The organism is Thioclava sp., from assembly GCF_048263065.1.
In the GTDB taxonomy this organism is placed as follows: Bacteria; Pseudomonadota; Alphaproteobacteria; order Rhodobacterales; family Rhodobacteraceae; genus Thioclava.
The window spans coordinates 152,210-170,398 of the sequence record NZ_JBLXEM010000001.1 but is presented as its reverse complement, the minus strand read 5'-3'; the positions used below and the strand labels follow the sequence as shown (position 1 = coordinate 170,398).

General features: G+C 56.6%; 19 protein-coding genes. 10 read left to right on the top strand and 9 right to left on the bottom strand.

The genetic code is table 11. From position 1 onward, the window contains the following. Positions 1-43: 43 nt before the first annotated feature. Positions 44-2,689 (top strand): DNA mismatch repair protein MutS, encoded by a 2,646-nt coding sequence (mutS, locus tag ACN0SD_RS00855; protein ID WP_417806327.1) that lies wholly within the window; start codon positions 44-46, stop codon positions 2,687-2,689. 57 nt (positions 2,690-2,746) lie between these two features. Here the strand turns inward: mutS and ACN0SD_RS00850 are convergent, their stop codons facing one another. Both ACN0SD_RS00850 and hrcA read right to left on the bottom strand, forming a co-directional pair. Further along, on the bottom strand, positions 2,747-3,295 hold the full coding sequence (locus ACN0SD_RS00850; protein WP_417806326.1) for a nucleotide exchange factor GrpE: 549 nt from the start codon (positions 3,293-3,295) through the stop codon (positions 2,747-2,749). A gap of 5 nt (positions 3,296-3,300) precedes the next feature. Continuing rightward, positions 3,301-4,362, bottom strand: coding sequence for a heat-inducible transcriptional repressor HrcA (gene hrcA / locus ACN0SD_RS00845; RefSeq protein ID WP_417806325.1), 1,062 nt, complete (start codon positions 4,360-4,362; stop codon positions 3,301-3,303). A 120-nt stretch (positions 4,363-4,482) separates the two neighbouring features. Between hrcA and rph the strand changes: the two genes are divergently transcribed. From rph to ACN0SD_RS00820, 5 genes are read left to right on the top strand one after another with little or no spacing between them, the layout of a single operon-like run. Beyond that, positions 4,483-5,196 (top strand): ribonuclease PH, encoded by a 714-nt coding sequence (gene rph, locus ACN0SD_RS00840; protein WP_417806324.1) that lies wholly within the window; start codon positions 4,483-4,485, stop codon positions 5,194-5,196. Continuing rightward, a complete protein-coding gene (gene rdgB, locus ACN0SD_RS00835; protein ID WP_417806323.1) occupies positions 5,193-5,801 on the top strand; it encodes an RdgB/HAM1 family non-canonical purine NTP pyrophosphatase in 609 nt (202 codons plus the stop codon). The genes rph and rdgB overlap by 4 nt, the downstream gene beginning before the upstream one ends. A 1-nt stretch (position 5,802) precedes the next feature. Continuing rightward, positions 5,803-6,183, top strand: a complete 381-nt coding sequence (locus ACN0SD_RS00830) for a RidA family protein (RefSeq protein ID WP_417806322.1) — start codon at positions 5,803-5,805, stop codon at positions 6,181-6,183. Further along, positions 6,180-7,337, top strand: a complete 1,158-nt coding sequence (hemW, locus tag ACN0SD_RS00825; protein WP_417806321.1) for a radical SAM family heme chaperone HemW — start codon at positions 6,180-6,182, stop codon at positions 7,335-7,337. Before ACN0SD_RS00830 ends, hemW begins: the two co-directional genes overlap by 4 nt. Then, entirely contained in the window at positions 7,334-7,690 is a 357-nt protein-coding gene (locus tag ACN0SD_RS00820) for a YbaN family protein (protein WP_417806320.1), read from the top strand. Before hemW ends, ACN0SD_RS00820 begins: the two co-directional genes overlap by 4 nt. Here the strand turns inward: ACN0SD_RS00820 and ACN0SD_RS00815 are convergent, their stop codons facing one another. The 7 genes from ACN0SD_RS00815 to ACN0SD_RS00785 form a co-directional block, all read right to left on the bottom strand. Beyond that, positions 7,691-8,575: a ParB/RepB/Spo0J family partition protein gene (locus ACN0SD_RS00815; RefSeq protein ID WP_417806319.1), complete on the bottom strand. Its 885-nt coding sequence runs from the start codon at positions 8,573-8,575 to the stop codon at positions 7,691-7,693. Positions 8,576-8,578: 3 nt separating this feature from the next. Beyond that, positions 8,579-9,394, bottom strand: a complete 816-nt coding sequence (locus tag ACN0SD_RS00810; RefSeq protein WP_417806318.1) for a ParA family protein — start codon at positions 9,392-9,394, stop codon at positions 8,579-8,581. Continuing rightward, positions 9,387-10,013: a 16S rRNA (guanine(527)-N(7))-methyltransferase RsmG gene (rsmG, locus tag ACN0SD_RS00805; protein ID WP_417806317.1), complete on the bottom strand. Its 627-nt coding sequence runs from the start codon at positions 10,011-10,013 to the stop codon at positions 9,387-9,389. Before rsmG ends, ACN0SD_RS00810 begins: the two co-directional genes overlap by 8 nt. Continuing rightward, entirely contained in the window at positions 10,010-11,881 is a 1,872-nt protein-coding gene (gene mnmG, locus ACN0SD_RS00800) for a tRNA uridine-5-carboxymethylaminomethyl(34) synthesis enzyme MnmG (protein WP_417806316.1), read from the bottom strand. Before mnmG ends, rsmG begins: the two co-directional genes overlap by 4 nt. 2 nt (positions 11,882-11,883) lie before the next feature. Next, entirely contained in the window at positions 11,884-13,167 is a 1,284-nt protein-coding gene (gene mnmE / locus ACN0SD_RS00795) for a tRNA uridine-5-carboxymethylaminomethyl(34) synthesis GTPase MnmE (protein ID WP_417806315.1), read from the bottom strand. A 33-nt stretch (positions 13,168-13,200) separates the two neighbouring features. Continuing rightward, the gene (rho, locus tag ACN0SD_RS00790; RefSeq protein ID WP_417806314.1) at positions 13,201-14,472 is read right to left on the bottom strand and encodes a transcription termination factor Rho; all 1,272 of its coding nucleotides are present in this window, start codon (positions 14,470-14,472) and stop codon (positions 13,201-13,203) included. Between the two features lie 136 nt (positions 14,473-14,608). After that, positions 14,609-15,073, bottom strand: coding sequence for a CopD family protein (locus ACN0SD_RS00785; protein WP_417806313.1), 465 nt, complete (start codon positions 15,071-15,073; stop codon positions 14,609-14,611). Positions 15,074-15,473: 400 nt separating this feature from the next. On the opposite strand from ACN0SD_RS00785, the gene ACN0SD_RS00780 reads away from it, so the two are divergent. From ACN0SD_RS00780 to dnaQ, 4 genes are read left to right on the top strand one after another with little or no spacing between them, the layout of a single operon-like run. Then, positions 15,474-16,067, top strand: coding sequence for a Maf family protein (locus tag ACN0SD_RS00780; RefSeq protein WP_417806312.1), 594 nt, complete (start codon positions 15,474-15,476; stop codon positions 16,065-16,067). After that, a complete protein-coding gene (locus tag ACN0SD_RS00775; protein WP_417806311.1) occupies positions 16,064-16,903 on the top strand; it encodes a shikimate dehydrogenase in 840 nt (279 codons plus the stop codon). The genes ACN0SD_RS00780 and ACN0SD_RS00775 overlap by 4 nt, the downstream gene beginning before the upstream one ends. After that, positions 16,900-17,499, top strand: a complete 600-nt coding sequence (coaE, locus tag ACN0SD_RS00770) for a dephospho-CoA kinase (RefSeq protein WP_417806310.1) — start codon at positions 16,900-16,902, stop codon at positions 17,497-17,499. Before ACN0SD_RS00775 ends, coaE begins: the two co-directional genes overlap by 4 nt. Next, positions 17,492-18,187 (top strand): DNA polymerase III subunit epsilon, encoded by a 696-nt coding sequence (gene dnaQ / locus ACN0SD_RS00765; protein ID WP_417806309.1) that lies wholly within the window; start codon positions 17,492-17,494, stop codon positions 18,185-18,187. Before coaE ends, dnaQ begins: the two co-directional genes overlap by 8 nt. Positions 18,188-18,189: the final 2 nt, after the last annotated feature.

Below are 18,189 nucleotides of genomic sequence, written 5' to 3'. Positions count from 1 at the left end.
ATCCGGGGTTTTGTAGGGTCGCGCGATAGGAAATGGGGGGCACATGGCCAATCCGACCGTAACGCCGATGATGGAGCAGTATCTTGGGATCAAGGCGGCCAATCCGGGCGCGCTGCTGTTTTATCGTATGGGCGATTTTTACGAGATGTTTTTTGAGGACGCCGTCGATGCGGCCGCCGCGCTTGATATCGCCCTGACCAAACGCGGCAAGCATAACGACGAAGACATTCCGATGTGTGGCGTGCCCGTTCACGCCGCCGAAGGCTACTTGCTGACCCTGATCCGCAAAGGCTTTCGCGTCGCGATTGCCGAGCAGCTCGAAAACCCCGCCGAGGCTAAAAAACGCGGCGCGAAATCCGTGGTAAAGCGCGATGTCGTGCGCCTCGTTACCCCCGGAACGCTAACCGAAGAAAGCCTGCTCGAAGCGCGCCGTCATAACTTCCTTGCCGCATGGGCCGAGGTGCGCGATGCGGGTGCGCTGGCTTGGGTCGATATCTCGACCGGCGAGTTTCGCGTGATGACATGCCCGCTGACGCGGCTCGGGCCGGAACTGGCGCGCCTTGCCCCGCGGGAGGTGCTCGTTAGCGAGGCAAAAGAACAAGATTGCGCGGATATAGTCTCTGATGTGCGCGCCGCACTCACATCGCTATCACGTGCCAGTTTTGACAGTCAGGTCGCCGAAAAGCGCCTGCTTGATTTGTATTCGATTGGTTCGCTCGAAGCGTTTGGCACGTTTTCGCGTGCAGAGATGGCCGCGATGGGCGCGATCGTCGATTACCTCGACATCACGCAAAAAGGCAAACTGCCACTTCTGCGCCGTCCCGTGCACGAATATGGCGCCGGTGCGGTTCAGATTGACGCTGCAACCCGGCGCAATCTGGAGCTGACGCAAGCCCTGTCCGGCGGGCGCGAGGGATCGCTTTTGCACGCCATCGATCGCAGCGTAACCGCTGGGGGGGCGCGCCTGTTGGAGCGTCGTTTGTCTGCGCCCTCGCGCAACCTGCCTGAAATTCACGCCCGCCATGACGCCGTTCGGTTTCTGCTCGAACAAGCGCAGTTCAGCGATGATCTACGCGCGGACCTCAAACGCTGCCCCGATATGGATCGCGCTTTGTCGCGCCTCGCGTTAGATCGCGGCGGTCCGCGAGACATGACAGCGATCCGCAACGGGCTTGAACAATCCGGGCGCATCGCCGAGGCGCTAGAACAAACGGACGCGCCCGATTTGCTCAAGTCCGCTGCGCGTGCGCTGATCGGTCACGAAGATCTAGTCGCGATTCTGGATGCCGCGTTGATTGCAGAACCTCCGCTTTTGGCCCGCGATGGCGGCTTTATCGCTGCTGGCTATGACGAAGAACTCGACCAAACACGACAGTTGCGCGACGAAGGTCGCAGCGTGATCGCCAAGATGCAGGCCGAATATGTCGACGTTACGGGCATCACCGGCCTCAAGATCAAGCACAACAACGTTCTAGGCTATTTCATCGAAACCACGGCGACACATGCCGAAAAGATGCTTGCCCCGCCTCTCTCGGAACGATTTATCCACCGTCAAACGACCGCCAACCAAGTGCGCTTCACGACCGTTGAATTGAGCGAGCTGGAAACCCGTATTCTGAACGCTGGCAACCACGCACTTGAGATCGAGAAAAGACTCTATTCTAGCTTGAAAGAGGCAATTCTCAATCAATCTGGCCCGATCGGTGAAGCCTCACGCGGGTTAGCAGAAATCGACCTTGCCGCCGCTTTTGCGACCTTGGCGCGAAACGAAAGCTGGGCCGAACCTAAAGTTGATGACAGCCGCGCCTTTGAGATTTCAGGCGGGCGTCACCCAGTGGTTGAGGCCGCGCTCAAAAGATCTGGCGAGCCGTTCATTGCCAATGACTGTGACTTGACCAGTGGATTGACCCCTGCGATTTGGTTGCTCACCGGCCCGAACATGGCCGGTAAATCGACATTCCTGCGCCAGAACGCCCTGATCGCACTACTTGCGCAGGCGGGCAGCTTCGTCCCCGCCAAAAGGGCCCATATCGGCATTGTTTCACAACTCTTCTCGCGGGTAGGCGCCGCAGACGATCTTGCGCGTGGGCGTTCGACCTTCATGGTCGAGATGGTCGAAACCGCCGCGATTCTCAATCAAGCCGATGATCGCGCCTTGGTAATCCTTGATGAAATCGGACGCGGCACAGCCACCTATGACGGACTCTCTATCGCCTGGGCCGTGATGGAACATCTGCACGCCACGAATCGGTGCCGTGCGCTTTTCGCGACCCATTACCACGAAATGACCGCGCTTTCGGCCAAACTTGACGGCGTCGAGAACGCCACTGTCACGGTCAAAGAGTGGGACGGCGAGGTGATTTTCCTACACGAGGTGCGCAAAGGCGCGGCGGATCGGTCATATGGCGTCCAAGTCGCGCGCCTTGCGGGCCTGCCGAACTCGGTTGTCGAACGTGCCCGCGTCGTTCTGGATGCTTTGGAAAAGGGCGAGCGTGAAAATGGCGGCAAGAAACAGGCGGTCATTGATGATCTGCCGTTGTTTTCAGTCTCTAACACACCCCAACCCAGCCCAAAACCTGCTGGAAACTCAGAGCTAGAAGAGGCGTTGAAATCCTTCACCCCTGATGAAATGTCGCCGAAGGAAGCGCTAAACGCACTTTACGAATTGCGCGCGCTCCTCACGGATTGATCTGAATTCTGGAAAACCTGATGGCCGACTGGGGGCATGACGCCCCCAGTCTTTCTATCAGGATTTCGGCGTTGAACTCACGCCGACTTTCGCCGGTCGCAACAACCGATCGTGGATCATGAAGCCGTGCTCCATAACCTGAATGATATCGCCCGCCTTGGTGCCCGGCAGCGGCGCCTCAAACATCGCTTCGTGCTGCTGGGGATCAAAGCGATCACCGATCTGAGGCACAATTGACGTAATCCCGTGACGCGCGAAGACGTTGATCAGCTCGCGCTGCGTCAACTCGATGCCCTCAAGCACCGGACCAGCTTGAGCACGCTGCTCTTCCGTCACAGCCTCTAGGGCGCGTTGCAACGCATCAAACACCGGCAGCATATCGCGCGCCAAACGCGAGCCGCCGTAATTCGAGGCTTCCTGCCGCTCTTTGTCTGCGCGCTTGCGCGCATTCTCAGCGTCGGCCAAAGCGCGCATGAAGCGATCGCGGAAGTCGTCACGCTCGGCGCGCAACTGCTCTATCTCATCAGCCTCTTCGGCCATGATATCTGCGAAAGTCTCATCCACATGGGCCTGATCTTCGGCAAACTCGTCTTTCTTATCGCTCATGCCATTCATCCCTTGCTCTGGCCGGAAATCAACCGCCCGACCAACTGCGCTGTATAATCCACGATCGGCACGATCCGCCCATAATTAAGCCGCGTCGGCCCAATCACACCCACCGCACCAATGATCTTACGGTCAGCGTTCATATAAGGAGAGACCACCAAAGAGGAACCCGAAAGCGAAAAAAGTTTGTTCTCGGAGCCAATAAAAATGCGCACACCCTCGCCGTCTTCCGCGAGATTGAGGAATTCCGCGATGTCGCGCTTGCGTTCCAGATCGTCAAACAGGGTGCGAATTCGGTCCAAGTCGACCTCTTCCCCCAATAGATTCGCCCGCCCGCGCACGATTAACCGCTCTGAACGTTCGCCCTTATCCTCCCAGGCTGCCAACCCGTTATCAATCAGTTCTGCGGCCAGCGAATCAATTTCCTGCCGCCGATTGGCAACTTCATGCAAAATATGGGTGCGCAATTCTGACAATGTACGCCCCTCCGCCATCGCATTGAGGAAATTCGCCGCCTCGCGCATCGAAGACGGCGTTTGTCCAATTGGCGGTGTGAACACCCGGTTTTCGACCTGCCCATCGGCAAAAACGAGAACCACCAAAGCCCGATCCACCGCAAGGGAGACGAATTCGATATGACGGATCGGCGCCTCTTGTTTGGGCGCCAAAACAAGGCTCGCTCCGTGGGTCATCCCGGAAAGCGCACTTGATACACGACCCAGAATAGACCCTACATCACCGGAATTCGCCCCCATCGTTGCCTCAAGCGCCGCACGGTCTGAATTGTCCAGATGACTAAGCTCCATCACGCCATCAACAAACATCCGCAGCCCCATCTGCGTCGGAATACGCCCCGCAGACACATGCGGACTGTCCAAAAGTCCGAGAACTTCGAGATCCTGCATCACGTTGCGAATGGTCGCGGGCGATAGCTTTTCGCTCATCTGCTGGGTCAACGTGCGCGAACCGACCGGATCGCCCGACGACAAATACCCCTCAACCACCCGGCGAAATACCTCGCGGGAACGGTCATTCATCTCGGTTAGAATATCATTCTTATCAGTCATCTCAGCGCGCCTCCGAGTGAATTAAAGCTGCGTGAGGCCGGGCGTCAATCTCAGCTTTCGGGGTTGCATCGCGGCCCCTCGGGGATCAAATGGAATCAAACCAGTTGAGAGGATTCAAAGATGCGCCCTTCCGGCAGAGAGTTAAGCGCACTTCGCGCAATTTCAATCGAAACCGGTGTGACAAAACACGCCGAAGGCTCGTGCCTGATTAAAATGGGTGACACGCATGTCCTGTGCACCGCCTCAATCGAGGATCGCGCGCCCTCTTTCCTCAAGGGCTCCGGACTTGGATGGGTCACTGCCGAATACGGCATGCTGCCGCGCGCGACGAATACGCGTAACCGACGTGAGGCAGCAGCAGGCAAGCAGGGCGGGCGCACCGTGGAGATCCAACGCCTGATCGGGCGGGCATTGCGCGCTGGCGTGGATCGCTCGGCTCTGGGAGAGCGCCAGATCGTCGTGGATTGTGATGTCATTCAAGCCGATGGTGGCACCCGTTGCGCCTCGATCACCGGGGGTTGGGTTGCGCTACGTCTGGCAGCGAACAAGTTGATGAAATCGGGTGCCTGCACCTCTGATCCTCTGCTGGATCATGTCGCTGCGATCAGCTGCGGTATCTACGCCGGCCAGCCCGTAGCCGATCTGGATTATGCCGAGGATAGCGAAGCGGGCACCGATGGCAACTTCATCATGACCGGCGCAGGCAAGCTGATCGAAGTGCAAATGTCTGCCGAGGGAGCCACCTTCTCACGCGATCAAATGAACAAACTCCTCGATATGGCCGAAACCGGAGTGGCACAGCTGGTCGCGGCGCAGAAGGCTGCAATCGGATGAGAAAATTCACCGATACTAAGCTGCTAGTCGCCACGCATAATGCGGGAAAACTCGAAGAAATCGTCTCTATTCTTGCGCCTTTTGGCATTCATGTCGTTGGGGCCAAGGACATGAACCTTCCCGAGCCCGAAGAAACCGAAAGCACGTTTGTTGGCAACGCCCGCATCAAGGCTCACGCGGCAGCCAAGGCGACCGGGCTGCCTGCGCTGGCCGATGATTCCGGCATTGAGGTGGATTGTCTAAACGGCGCGCCGGGCGTGTTTACCGCCGATTGGGCGACCACACCGACCGGTCGCGAGTTTACGATGGCGATGGAAAAAACGTGGAAGGCCTGTGACGAAATCAACGCCCCCGCCCCGCGCACAGCGCGGTTCCGCTCCACTCTCGTGCTCGCCTGGCCCGATGGTCATGACGAGGTCTTCGCAGGCAAAGTCGAAGGTCAGCTTGTCTGGCCGATGCGCGGCAAACTCGGTCACGGCTATGACCCGATGTTTAAACCCGACGGTTATGACATCACCTTTGCCGAGATGGACTCCCATGAGAAAAACCAAATCTCGCACCGTGCGGATGCGTTTCGCCAGTTCGTAAAAGTGTTCGAGGATTAGAATGACAGAACGCCGCCTGATCTCTGGCTCATCCCCCTATGAGCCCAAGCTTGGCTACTCTCGCGCTGTGGTTCAGGGCGACTGGTGCTTCGTGGCCGGAACGACGGGCGCTGATGCAAGTGGTCAGTTCCCCGAAGACCCACTGGAACAGGCTCGAAACGCACTTAAGACCATTCGCGCGACACTCGAGAGTGCAAGCTTTGCGATGTGTGATGTCGTACGCGCCAATTACATCATCACGGATGCAAATCTAGCCGAGGTCATTGCACCAGCTTTGGGCGAAGCTTTCGGTGATATTCGTCCCGCCGCCACGATGATCGTCGCTGGCCTCGTCAATCCCGCGATGAAGATCGAGATAGAAGTCACGGCATTCAAAGGATGACGGACGACTGGCGCAACGGCGGCTTCGGCCTCTATCTCCACTGGCCATTCTGCGCCGCCAAATGCCCCTATTGCGACTTTAACTCTCATGTCGCAGGGGAAATTGATCAATCACAATGGCGGCGCGCCTACCTGTCCGAAATTGACCGCCTGGGCCGTGAGACCCAAGGCCGCACACTCAGCACGGTCTTTTTTGGCGGCGGCACGCCATCGCTGATGAACCCAGATCTCGTTGCGGCAATCATCGAGCGAATTCGCGCAACATGGCCGATGGTTAACGACCCAGAGATCACCCTCGAGGCCAACCCCACAAGTATCGAATCCGGGCGGTTTAGAGCCTTCTTTGAGGCGGGCGTGAACCGCGTTTCAATGGGGATGCAAGCGCTCAACGATGACGATTTGCGCCGCCTCGGTCGAATGCATAGCGTCGCTGAGGGACGCCGCGCCTTCGATATCGCGCGCGACACGTTTGACCGCGTCAGCTTTGATCTGATCTACGCCCGCCAATATCAAACCACCGCCCAATGGCGCACCGAACTCACCGAGGCGCTCAGCATGGCTGCAGATCATCTGTCCCTTTACCAACTGACCATTGAGTCCGGCACCGTGTTCGGCGCGCGCCACGATCTGGGCAAGCTTCCCGGCCTTCCAATCGACGACAACGCCGCCGATATGTATCTAATGACGCAGGAAATCTGTGACAAGCACGGGCTACCAGCTTACGAGATTTCCAACCATGCGCACCCCGGCTCGGAAAGCCGTCACAACCTGATTTACTGGCGCTACGGCGACTATATTGGGATCGGCCCTGGTGCGCATGGGCGCCTAACCTTGAAGGGGCAGCGCCACGCGACGGATACGCCCAAGTCCCCTGCCCTCTGGCTTGAACAGGTCGCCAAACGCGGATCCGGTGAGGGAGTGCGCGAACGTCTCAGCGACAGCGAGCAAGCAATCGAGTATCTTCTTTTTGCGATGCGGTTGACGGAAGGGCTCGACGTGAACAGATATGCTACTCTTGCGGGCGCTGAACTGGCCCCGTCCTCGATCGCTCATCTACAGGATATTGGCATGATTACGCTGGAAGAGGGTCGAATTTGTGCCACTGAACAAGGTCGCCCCGTGCTGAATGCAATCATCCGCGAGTTGATGCCGTGATCCGGTTACTGTGGCTGAGTCTCGGCTTGCTTTCGCTGTCCATCGGCCTGATTGGTGCAATCGTTCCGCTGGTGCCGACCGTTCCGCTGATGCTGCTTGCAGCGTTCTTCTTCGCGAAATCCTCGGACCGCTTGCACTATTGGCTTATTTCGCACCCTCGGTTCGGCACGGCCATTCAGGACTGGCAAGACCACCGCGCGATCTCAAAACGCGCGAAAATCGCGGCGTCGATCTCAATCGCGATTGCCTTCCTGTTCTCTGTCATCATCGGCCTACCCGTTAAGCTGCTCGCCATTCAGGCCGCCACACTGATCGCGGTGTCGATCTTTATCTGGACGCGGCCCAATAGCTGATCAGTTACCGCGACTAAGCAATTGACACAGCCGATCCAGATCATCGAGGTCGCCATAACTGACGATCAGCTTGCCTGACCCCACGTCGTTGTGGTCGATATTCACTTTCATACCAATTGTAGCGGAAAGATCGCCTTCTAAAGCGCGCGTATCGGCATCTTTTTGAGGCTTTGGGCGTGCAGATTTCGTTCCTTTTTCAGGCTTCTTCGCCATGCGCTCAACGTCACGAACCGAAAGTGACTTTGCCACCGCTTGCCGCGCCAGCCCGACAGGGTCATCCGCCGTAATCATCGCGCGTGCATGCCCAGCTGTCAGCTTGCCCTCGCGCAACAGGTCGCGCACCTCGTCGGGAAGCTGCAAAAGCCGCATCAGGTTTGCGATATGACTTCGGCTTTTCGACAGCGCCTCGGCCAGCTTTTCCTGAGTATGACCAAAGCGGTCCATCAATTGTCGATACGCCTGCGCCTCCTCAAGCGGGTTCAGCTCGGCGCGTTGAATGTTCTCGATAATCGCAACTTCAAGCACTTCGGTGTCGTTAAAATCACGAATGATAACCGGCAGCTCATGCAAGCGCGCCATCTGCGACGCGCGCCAACGTCGCTCACCTGCGACAATCTCAAAATGCCCAGCTTTCGAAGGGTGTTGGCGCACAATAAGGGGCTGGATGACGCCTTTTTCTCGAATTGAGGCCGACAACTCCTCCAAAGCGCTCGGCTCAAAATCACGACGGGGCTGGTCCGGATTCGGTTCCAGCCGCTCAATAGGTATATACTGCTCGGCGCGGCGCGGCGCATCCTCAGTCACCGCCGGGTTCAGATCGACATCCGCCATCAAGGCAGACAAACCCCGCCCCAAGCCACGACGCTCACTTCGCTTTTCGGCCATGAATCAGTCCCTTTTCTTCGTCGCCTGATGGCGCGCAATCAATTCCTGTGCCAGCGCCCTATATGCCACAGACCCGCGTGATCCGCTATCATAGCCAAGCACCGGCATCGCATAAGACGGCGCCTCAGAAACGCGCACATTTCGCGGAATCATTGTGCGAAACACCAGCTCACCCAAGGTTGCACGCGCATCCGCTTCAACCTGCTGCGACAGGTTGTTGCGCACATCATACATCGTCAGAACGACACCTTCGATCCGTAGCGCGCGATTGGCACTTTGGCGGATCTCGCGGATCGTCAACATAAGCTGCGAAAGTCCTTCTAGTGCAAAAAATTCGGCCTGCAGCGGAACAAGCACCGAATGCGCCGCGACCATCGCGTTCACCGTCAAAAGGCTGAGCGAGGGCGGGCAATCAATCAATATATAGGTGAAGCCGAAGGGATCGATGTCTGTATGTCGTAGCGCATCATGCAAAAGGAAGCTGCGTTTTTCAGTCGAAACCAGCTCCATATCCGCCGAAGACAGATCCGTCGTCGCCGGACAGAGAGAAAGATTTTCGACATCCGTCGCGCGAATGACCGAGGCAATCGGCGCGTCTTCAAGCAGCAATTCATACGTGCTGACCGCGCGATCATCAGATCCAACCCCCAACCCCGTTGATGCGTTTCCCTGCGGATCAAGGTCGATCAGCAAAACCTTTTCGCCTTTTTCGGCTAACGCAGCCGCAAGATTAATCGCGGTGGTCGTCTTGCCCACCCCGCCCTTCTGATTTGCAATGGCGATAATGCGAGGATCGCTTGCGCGAATTGGATCAGACACGCTTTGCTCCGGAAATTTTCAGAATGACGCCGCTGGGATTAGATTGGCTCGGTAAAACCTGCAAATCAAAGGACCAGTTTTCGCGAGCGCTCGCAACCTCTTCTTCCCAACGCGCCCCTTTTGGGAAAAGCGCTACGCCTCGATCAGTCAGATGACGCCCAGAAAACTCTAGCAATTTCGAGAGCGGCGCCAATGCGCGTGCGCTCAGAACATCACAGTCAAGGCTTTCCGTTTCCTCGATTCTCTCTGCTTTCACCCGGGCCTTAAGTCCGAGTTCTCGGATGACAGCAAGCAGAAACGCCGACTTGCGGTGATCCGATTCGACAAGAGTAACCGCCAGATCAGGTTGCTTTTCTTTCGCAAGTATCGCGATCACCAAACCCGGAAACCCTGCGCCTGAGCCCAAATCAGCCCAATGCAGCGTATTGTCTGGCGCTAACGCTAAAATCTGAGCCGAATCTGCAAAATGGCGTGTCCATACTTCTGACAGGGTTGCCACCGAAACCAAATTAATCGCCTTATTCCACTTCTTTAATAACGTCTCGAGCACCCCAAGACGCTCCAATGTTTCACGTGAAACATCGAAATCCGCCTGAAACTGCGCGGACGCATCACTCATGCGATTTTGTCCTTCTTGTTCTGGCGGAGCTTTGCAAGCAAAAGCGTCAAGGCCGCAGGAGTGACCCCGTCAACCCGCGCTGCCTGCCCCAGCGTCTGAGGCCGCGCCACTTCCAGCTTCAGCTTTAGCTCATTTGAAAGCCCGACAAGCGCCCCGTAATCGAAATCCACCGGAAGAACCCAGCCCTCATCGCGCTTAATCAAGGCAGCATCCCGTTCTTGCCGAGCCGTGTAGTTGGCGTAAAGCGCGTCTTTGGCAAGCTGATCACAAATCTCAGGCGGGATACTCGACAAGTTCGGGATCGCATCCTGAAGCTGTCCCATTGTAATATCTGGGAACGCCAACAACTGAAGCGCACTTCGTCTCGTGCCGTCTTGGGTAACGCGAAACCCCTTCGCCTGCGCCTCGGTTGGGCTTAGCACAACCGCCTCCATTTGGGCACGGCCGACGTCGAGGGCCTCAATCTTGCGTACAAACACATCCTGACGCACCGCGCCAACGCAACCCAGCGAGAGTCCGAAGGGCGTCAAACGCTGATCGGCATTATCTGCGCGCAACGACAATCTAAACTCGGCGCGCGAGGTAAACATGCGATAAGGCTCACTCACCCCGCGCGTCACCAAGTCATCAATCATCACGCCGATATAGCTATTGGTCCGGCTGAAATGCGCTGGCTCTTGATTCCGTACAGCCAACGCTGCGTTCAAACCCGCCGCCAACCCCTGAGCGGCAGCCTCTTCATATCCTGTTGTTCCGTTAATCTGTCCGGCAAGATAAAGCCCCGGTAAATCGCGTAACTGCAATGTCAGATCCAGCGCGCGCGGATCGACGTAATCATACTCAATCGCGTAGCCCGGCTGCAAAATACGTGCCTGTTCCAAGCCGTAGATCGAGTGAACATAAGCCTCTTGCACCGCTTCGGGCAGAGAAGTCGAAATACCGTTTGGATAGACCGTGTCGTCCTCAAGCCCCTCTGGCTCAAGGAATATCTGATGTGACGTCTTATCCGAAAATCGAACGATTTTATCCTCAATCGAAGGACAATAACGCGGCCCGACGCCTTCGATATGACCGCCGTACATCGCCGATTTCTCTAGATTTTCGCGAATAATATCATGCGTTTGTTCATTTGTATGCGTGATCCCGCAAGAAATCTGACGAACGAAAGGTCGGCGATTCAAGAACGAAAACATCGTTGGGTCGTCATCGCCAGGCTGACTCTCTAGCCGGTCCCAAGCGATTGTTTTCCCATCCAAACGCGGTGGAGTTCCGGTTTTCAACCGACCTAACGGCAGTCCCAACGCCTTCAAACGCTCCGCCAAGGCGCGAGACGGCTTGTCCCCGATCCGGCCGCCCGGCTGACGCTGATCACCAATGTGAATAACGCCGTTCAGAAATGTGCCAGACGTGAGAATCGCGGCGCTTGCGCGGATCTCAGAACCATCTGCGAGAACAACGCCTCCGACGCGCCCGTCCTCAATTATCAGATCAGCAACCTCACCCTCAATCACCGTCAAATTTGGCTGCGCCACCGTCAATTCACCAATCGCGCGTTTATATAACGCACGATCCGCTTGCGCGCGTGGCCCCTGCACCGCCGGCCCCTTACGGCGATTAAGTAAGCGGAACTGGATACCCGCACGATCCGCCGCCTGCCCCATCACGCCGTCCAGCGCGTCAATTTCGCGCACCAAGTGGCCCTTACCCAAGCCACCAATCGCTGGATTACACGACATCACTCCAAGGGCATCAGCGCGCAACGTCACCAGCGCACATGCAACACCCATGCGGCCGGCCGCATGTGCCGCCTCGGTTCCAGCGTGACCGCCACCAATCACAATGACATCGTAATGTTTCACGTGAAACACTCCTACTTTCCAATGCAGAAACTGGAGAATATCTCATCCAGAAGATGCTCAACATCCACGCGGCCAAGCAAAGATTCCAACGCCCACACAGCCTGCCGCAGTGATTCCGCCGCCAACTCACTGCGTTCAGACCCGCGCAATACCTCATCTCGCGCCGATTCCAAAGCCTCAAATGCAACGCGAATTCCGCGACGGTGACGTTCGCGCGTCATCACGCCAGCACCCGCAGCACGCTCAGACAGACGCTCGGCGATTTCTGCAATCAAGCGATCAAGACCAAGCCCTGTTTTACCCGACACCGCAAACCCCTCTGCAGCACCAAGATCAGCCTTACCATGAACGATAATATCATCGCGCTCTGGGGTTATCAGCGGCACTTCGCCACCATCTAACAAAAACACCCGCAGATCCGACTGGCTGGCGCGTTCCAATGCCCGCGCAACGCCTATCGCCTCTACCGTATCCTCCGTCTCGCGCAAACCGGCAGTATCCAACAACGTCACCGCCAAGCCCGCGATATCCATCCGCAGCTCGATCACATCGCGGGTGGTGCCCGCGATTTCTGAGGTAATCGCCGCCTCACGTCCGGCCAAAGCGTTCAAAAGCGTCGATTTGCCAGCGTTCGGGCGCCCGACTATTGCGACTTCGAACCCCTCGCGAACCCGTTCTGCCGCATCAATTCGACGCAATTCGTCGCTCAACCCGGCAGATACCCTATCAATCAACGCAGTGACTTCCGGCGCGACATCGACCGGCACATCTTCATCCGCAAAATCGATCGTCGCTTCGATCAAGGCCGCCGCCCGCACCAGATCCGAGCGCCAAGCCTCAACGCAATCCCCGACTGCACCAGACAGCACCTTCAACGCTTGCTTACGCTGCGCCTCGGTTTCCGCATCGATTAGGTCGGACAGACCTTCAACCTGTGACAGATCAAGACGTTCGTTTTCCAAAGCCCGACGAGTAAATTCGCCCGGCTCGGCCAAGCGCAAACCGGGCTGCTGACCCAATGCGTTCAGCACCGCGCTGACTGTCGCAATCGCCCCGTGAATATGCAGTTCCGCAACATCCTCGCCGGTGAAGCTCGCACCATGTTCGAAACATACCACAATCGCCTCATCCAACTCGTCCGCACCAAGCCGCAATTTACGCAGCCCCGCCACGCGCGATCGCGGCAAATCGCCCGCTAAAGCGCTTGCTGCAACAAAGGCCTGCGGCCCCGAAATACGGATTACCGCAACCCCCGCCTTGCCACGCGCGGTTGCTAAAGCAAAGATCGTGTCCATCGTAACCCCCTGAGGGAAAACGATAAATCAGCGTCAGCCGTTCATCGAGTCGAAGAATTCGGAATTGGTTTTGGTTTGCTTGAGTTTCGAAACTAGGAACTCAACCGCATCCGTGGTGCCCATCGGGTTCAGAATACGCCGCAACAGATAGGTTTTTTGCAGATCTTTCTGATCGACCAGCAGCTCTTCTTTGCGGGTACCGGATTTCAAGATATCCATCGCCGGGAAAACACGCTTGTCAGACACTTTGCGATCCAGAACGATTTCCGAGTTACCCGTGCCTTTGAATTCCTCAAAGATTACCTCGTCCATGCGCGAGCCGGTATCGATCAGCGCCGTTGCAATGATCGTCAGAGAACCACCCTCTTCGATATTACGCGCAGCGCCAAAGAACCGTTTTGGACGCTGCAAAGCATTCGCATCCACACCACCGGTCAGCACCTTGCCCGAGCTTGGGACGACAGTGTTGAACGCACGCCCCAGACGCGTAATCGAATCGAGCAAAATCACAACATCGCGCTTATGCTCGACCAAACGCTTAGCCTTTTCAATCACCATCTCGGACACCGCAACGTGGCGCGTCGCCGGTTCATCAAAGGTAGAGGACACAACCTCCCCTTTCACCGAACGCTGCATATCCGTCACCTCTTCGGGACGCTCGTCGATCAAAAGCACGATCAAATAGCATTCCGGGTGGTTGGTTTCGATTGAATTGGCAATATTCTGCAGCAGCACAGTTTTACCCGTGCGCGGCGGTGCAACAATCAACGCACGCTGGCCTTTCCCGATCGGCGCAACTAGGTCAATAATCCGGGCCGAGCGGTCCTTGATCGTCGGATCTTCGATTTCCAACTTGAATCGCTCATCGGGATAAAGCGGCGTGAGGTTATCAAACGCCACCTTGTGACGGGCTTTTTCGGGCTGCTCGAAGTTGATCTTCTCAACAGTGGTCAACGCGAAATACCGCTCATTCTCGCCGGGCGCGCGGATCACGCCCTCAACGGTGTCCCCCGTGCGCAAGCTGTATTGGCGGATCATCTCGGGCGAGACATAGATATCATCCGGGCCCGGCAGATAGTTCGCCTCGGTTGAGCGCAGGAACCCGAACCCGTCTTGCAGCACTTCCAAAACACCGTCGCCGCCGATAACCCAATCATCTTCGGCATGCTCTTTGAGGATCGAGAACATCATCTCGCCCTTGCGCATGGTCGAGGCATTTTCGACATCCCATTCTTCTGCCAGCGCTAACAGCTCTTTCGGGCTTTTCGCTTTGAGATCAAAGAGATTGAGACGCGTTTCGCTCATATGTCACCTGTCGCGACGATCCACGCATGGGGCAACCCGCGCGGCGTCATATCATTATCTACAGAAAAACCATTCGGTCAGGACGACCGGGGCTTGCCTGCCAGATACGTCGCGCCGCGCGCAAAGTCAATGAAACTTAGAACTTCACAACCACCGAAAGCACGATCACGATCATGAACACCGTGGGCACTTCGTTCATCATCCGATATTGCCGCCCGGTTTTCACGCTACTGCCATCCGCTAGCGCTTTGCGCTCTTTGGCACACCACATGTGAAACCACGTCATTCCAAGCACGGCTGCCGCCTTGGTCCAGGGCCAGATACTTGACCAATCCACGATCCCTGGCGTGAAGACCAACATCAGACCAAATAGCCAGCTCGCGATCATCGAAGGGTTCATAATCGCCTTTAGCAACAAGCGCTCTTGGTGCTGAAATAGCTTATCCATATCAGAGCCATGCACCACGCCCTGCTTCTTCAGCCCTTCAACGTGATAGACATACAGCCTCGGCAGATAGAACAGACCTGCCATCCAAGTGATGATCGACATCACATGCAAAGCCTTGATCCACGGATACCAGTTGCTCAGGAAATCGGACATTTCACCTCCAAGTCACAGGCCTCTTCTTAATAAATAAATATAGATATTGAAAAGATGATGATGATGTAGGCCCTGTGGACTATGTGGATTAACAGTTTGTTAAGGGGTTTTCCACAGCCGGTCAGATTGGGATAAGTCCTCGCTCCATTCTCTGTATAATACCTGTAACAACTTGATTTTTATGTACATTAATGATGTATTCAGCATGCGGTTCTGTGGATAACTCATGGGATGAAACCGCAATCGCGGCGTTTGCGCACATCCCCGCGATCTTGGGCTCCACAGGTGGACAACTTTCGTGGATCAACCGTGGAACGCCACGAGATGGTGGAGAAATCCGGCAAACGTAGTTATGCCCAGATTCATCCCTAGGGTTCTACATCGGGTTATCCACACAGCTATGAACATCCTTCTAGCCTCCGCTTCCGAGATCCGCGCACAGCTTTTGCGCAACGCCGGGCTGGCCGTCACCGCGCTGCCCGCCCGCATCGATGAAGACGCGATCCGTCAGGGCTTGCAAGCCGAGGCGGCGCATCCGCGTGACGTTGCTGACCTTTTGGCAGAAATGAAAGCGGCCAAAATCTCTGGCAAAGCGCCCGGTCAACTCGTTCTTGGCGCCGATCAAGTGCTTGACCTTAAAGGCGAGATATTTGCCAAGCCTGAAACCCCCGATGACGCTCGCGCTCAGTTGCGCGCCCTATCGGGTCAGGCCCACAAACTCCTGTCTGCGTTGGTTGCGATTCGTGATGGTGAACCGCTTTGGCGTCATGTCGCAGAGGTGCGGCTCACCATGCACCCGCTTTCCGAACAGTTCATTGACGCCTATGTCACGCGCAATTGGAATAGCATCCGTCACACCGTCGGGTGCTATAAACTCGAAGAAGAAGGCGTGCGGCTTTTCTCTCGCGTCGAAGGCGACTATTTTGCTGTTCTGGGACTACCCTTAATGGAATTTCTCAACTGGCTACGCGCACGAGGAGAGCTGAGCACATGAGCGATCATCCCCGAATACCCATCGCAGGCGTGATCGGATCGCCCATCGCGCATTCGCGCTCGCCCGCATTGTTTCGTCACTGGTTTCGGCAATATGGCGTGCGAGGCCATTACGTACCCCTAGATGTTGCGCCCGATGATCTTGAAACCGTCCTGCGCACGCTACCAAAGGCGGGTTTCGTTGGTGTGAATGTGACGATCCCGCATAAGATCCGCGCGCTTGAAATTGCTGATGTGATTTCAGATCGCGCCGCGCTTATCGGGGCTGCGAATACGCTGATCTTTCGTCATGACGGAAAGATTTATGCAGATAATACAGATGGTTATGGATTTATCGCAAACCTAAAACAATATGCGCCTGGTTGGTGTGCAAGCAGCGGATCAGCGGCTGTTTTGGGCGCGGGCGGCGCTGCGCGTGCTATCGTGGCGTCCCTTCTGGAAACTGGCGCCCCTGAAATTCGCATTTCAAACCGCACCCGCGCGCGCGCTGATGCATTGCGCGCAGAATTTGGTGCACGGATCGTCGTCTATGACTGGGTGCAGGCCGGCAATATGATCGAAGGCGCGACGACCGTCGTGAACACAACCTCGCTTGGCATGACCGGGAAACCAGAGTTCCGCGTGCCTCTTGATGCACTCACTCCCGGCGCGACGTGTTGCGATCTCGTTTATACGCCGCTGAAAACCAAATTCCTGACTGCGGCAGAAGAGGCAGGATGCGTCACCGTCGATGGATTGGGCATGTTGCTCCATCAGGCGGTTCCCGGTTTTGAGCGCTGGTTCGGCCATCGACCAGAAGTCACCGACGGATTGCGCGACGCGGTCCTTGGCCTATGAGTCGGCCTTTCCTGCTTGGGCTGACGGGCTCGATCGGTATGGGGAAATCCACGACCGCCGCGATGTTTGCTTCTGAGGGCGTACCGGTTTGGGATGCCGATGCCTGCGTACATGATCTTTACGCCATAGGTGGTGCCGCCGTGGCCCCGATTGCGGCCGCTTTTCCCGAGGCCATCATCGACCGTGCGGTTAGTCGCGATGCGTTGAAATCGCGCCTTTCGCAAGACAAACAGGCTCTAAACCGCCTTGAATCGATTGTTCATCCGCTAACCACACAATCGCGCACAGAGTTTATCGCGGCCCATCCCAACGCGGATCTGATCCTACTCGACATCCCGCTTTTGTTCGAAACCGGTGCCGATCAAGCCTGCGATGCAACGCTTGTGGTCACTGCCCCGCAAGACCTGCAGCGCGCGCGAGTCCTTGCCCGCCCCGGTATGACCGACGCTCAGCTTGATCTCATCCTCGCGCGTCAGATGCCTGATGCGCAAAAACGCGCCCGCGCCACCTTTGTCATCGAAACCCAAAGCCTTGAGCAGACCCACGCGGATGTGCGACACCTGATCGCGCAGATCAGGGAGAGCCGCGATGCGTGAGATCGTTCTCGATACCGAAACCACTGGCTTTGAGCCAAGTGAAGGCGACCGCATCGTAGAGATCGGCGCAATTGAGCTGTTCAACCACATGCCGACGGGTCGCACCTATCACCAATACATCAACCCCGAACGCAAGATGCCGCAATCGGCCTTTGAGGTTCACGGGCTTGGCGATGACTTCCTGTCCGATAAACCGAAATTCGCCGAGATCGGATTAGATTTTCTTAATTTCATAGGCCCAGAATCAAAATTGGTTATCCACAATGCCAAATTTGATATGAAATTCCTCAACGCTGAACTGAGTTGGGCGGAGATGGAGCTGATCGCGAACGAGCGAGCGCTTGATACGTTGGCCATCGCGCGGCGCAAGTTTCCCGGCTCCCCCGCCTCGCTTGATGCGCTGTGTCGGCGTTTTAGCATCGACAATTCGTCGCGCACGCTGCACGGGGCTTTGCTTGATAGCGAAATTCTGGCCGAGGTTTATCTGGAACTGATCGGTGGCCGCCAACCGGGTTTCGGCCTGCAACTTGCCAGCGATAACAAGGACAAAGGCGCCCAAAGTAGCAACTGGCGCCCACAACCGCGCCCGACGCCGCTACCACCGCGCCTTAGCGCCGAAGAAGCCGAGGCACATGCCGCCTTTGTTGCCAAAATCGGCGAAAACGCGATCTGGAAACGGTTTGATTAGGC

What these genes read in the sequence shown, in the direction of transcription:
- mutS (WP_417806327.1), top strand. Translation starts at nt 44, where the DNA reads ATGGCCAATCCGACCGTAACGCCGATGATGGAGCAGTATCTTGGGATC.
- ACN0SD_RS00850 (WP_417806326.1), bottom strand. Translation starts at nt 3,295, where the DNA reads ATGAGCGATAAGAAAGACGAGTTTGCCGAAGATCAGGCCCATGTGGAT.
- hrcA (WP_417806325.1), bottom strand. Translation starts at nt 4,362, where the DNA reads ATGACTGATAAGAATGATATTCTAACCGAGATGAATGACCGTTCCCGC.
- rph (WP_417806324.1), top strand. Translation starts at nt 4,483, where the DNA reads ATGCGCCCTTCCGGCAGAGAGTTAAGCGCACTTCGCGCAATTTCAATC.
- rdgB (WP_417806323.1), top strand. Translation starts at nt 5,193, where the DNA reads ATGAGAAAATTCACCGATACTAAGCTGCTAGTCGCCACGCATAATGCG.
- ACN0SD_RS00830 (WP_417806322.1), top strand. Translation starts at nt 5,803, where the DNA reads ATGACAGAACGCCGCCTGATCTCTGGCTCATCCCCCTATGAGCCCAAG.
- hemW (WP_417806321.1), top strand. Translation starts at nt 6,180, where the DNA reads ATGACGGACGACTGGCGCAACGGCGGCTTCGGCCTCTATCTCCACTGG.
- ACN0SD_RS00815 (WP_417806319.1), bottom strand. Translation starts at nt 8,575, where the DNA reads ATGGCCGAAAAGCGAAGTGAGCGTCGTGGCTTGGGGCGGGGTTTGTCT.
- rsmG (WP_417806317.1), bottom strand. Translation starts at nt 10,013, where the DNA reads ATGAGTGATGCGTCCGCGCAGTTTCAGGCGGATTTCGATGTTTCACGT.
- mnmE (WP_417806315.1), bottom strand. Translation starts at nt 13,167, where the DNA reads ATGGACACGATCTTTGCTTTAGCAACCGCGCGTGGCAAGGCGGGGGTT.
- rho (WP_417806314.1), bottom strand. Translation starts at nt 14,472, where the DNA reads ATGAGCGAAACGCGTCTCAATCTCTTTGATCTCAAAGCGAAAAGCCCG.
- ACN0SD_RS00785 (WP_417806313.1), bottom strand. Translation starts at nt 15,073, where the DNA reads ATGTCCGATTTCCTGAGCAACTGGTATCCGTGGATCAAGGCTTTGCAT.
- ACN0SD_RS00780 (WP_417806312.1), top strand. Translation starts at nt 15,474, where the DNA reads ATGAACATCCTTCTAGCCTCCGCTTCCGAGATCCGCGCACAGCTTTTG.
- ACN0SD_RS00775 (WP_417806311.1), top strand. Translation starts at nt 16,064, where the DNA reads ATGAGCGATCATCCCCGAATACCCATCGCAGGCGTGATCGGATCGCCC.
- coaE (WP_417806310.1), top strand. Translation starts at nt 16,900, where the DNA reads ATGAGTCGGCCTTTCCTGCTTGGGCTGACGGGCTCGATCGGTATGGGG.
- dnaQ (WP_417806309.1), top strand. Translation starts at nt 17,492, where the DNA reads ATGCGTGAGATCGTTCTCGATACCGAAACCACTGGCTTTGAGCCAAGT.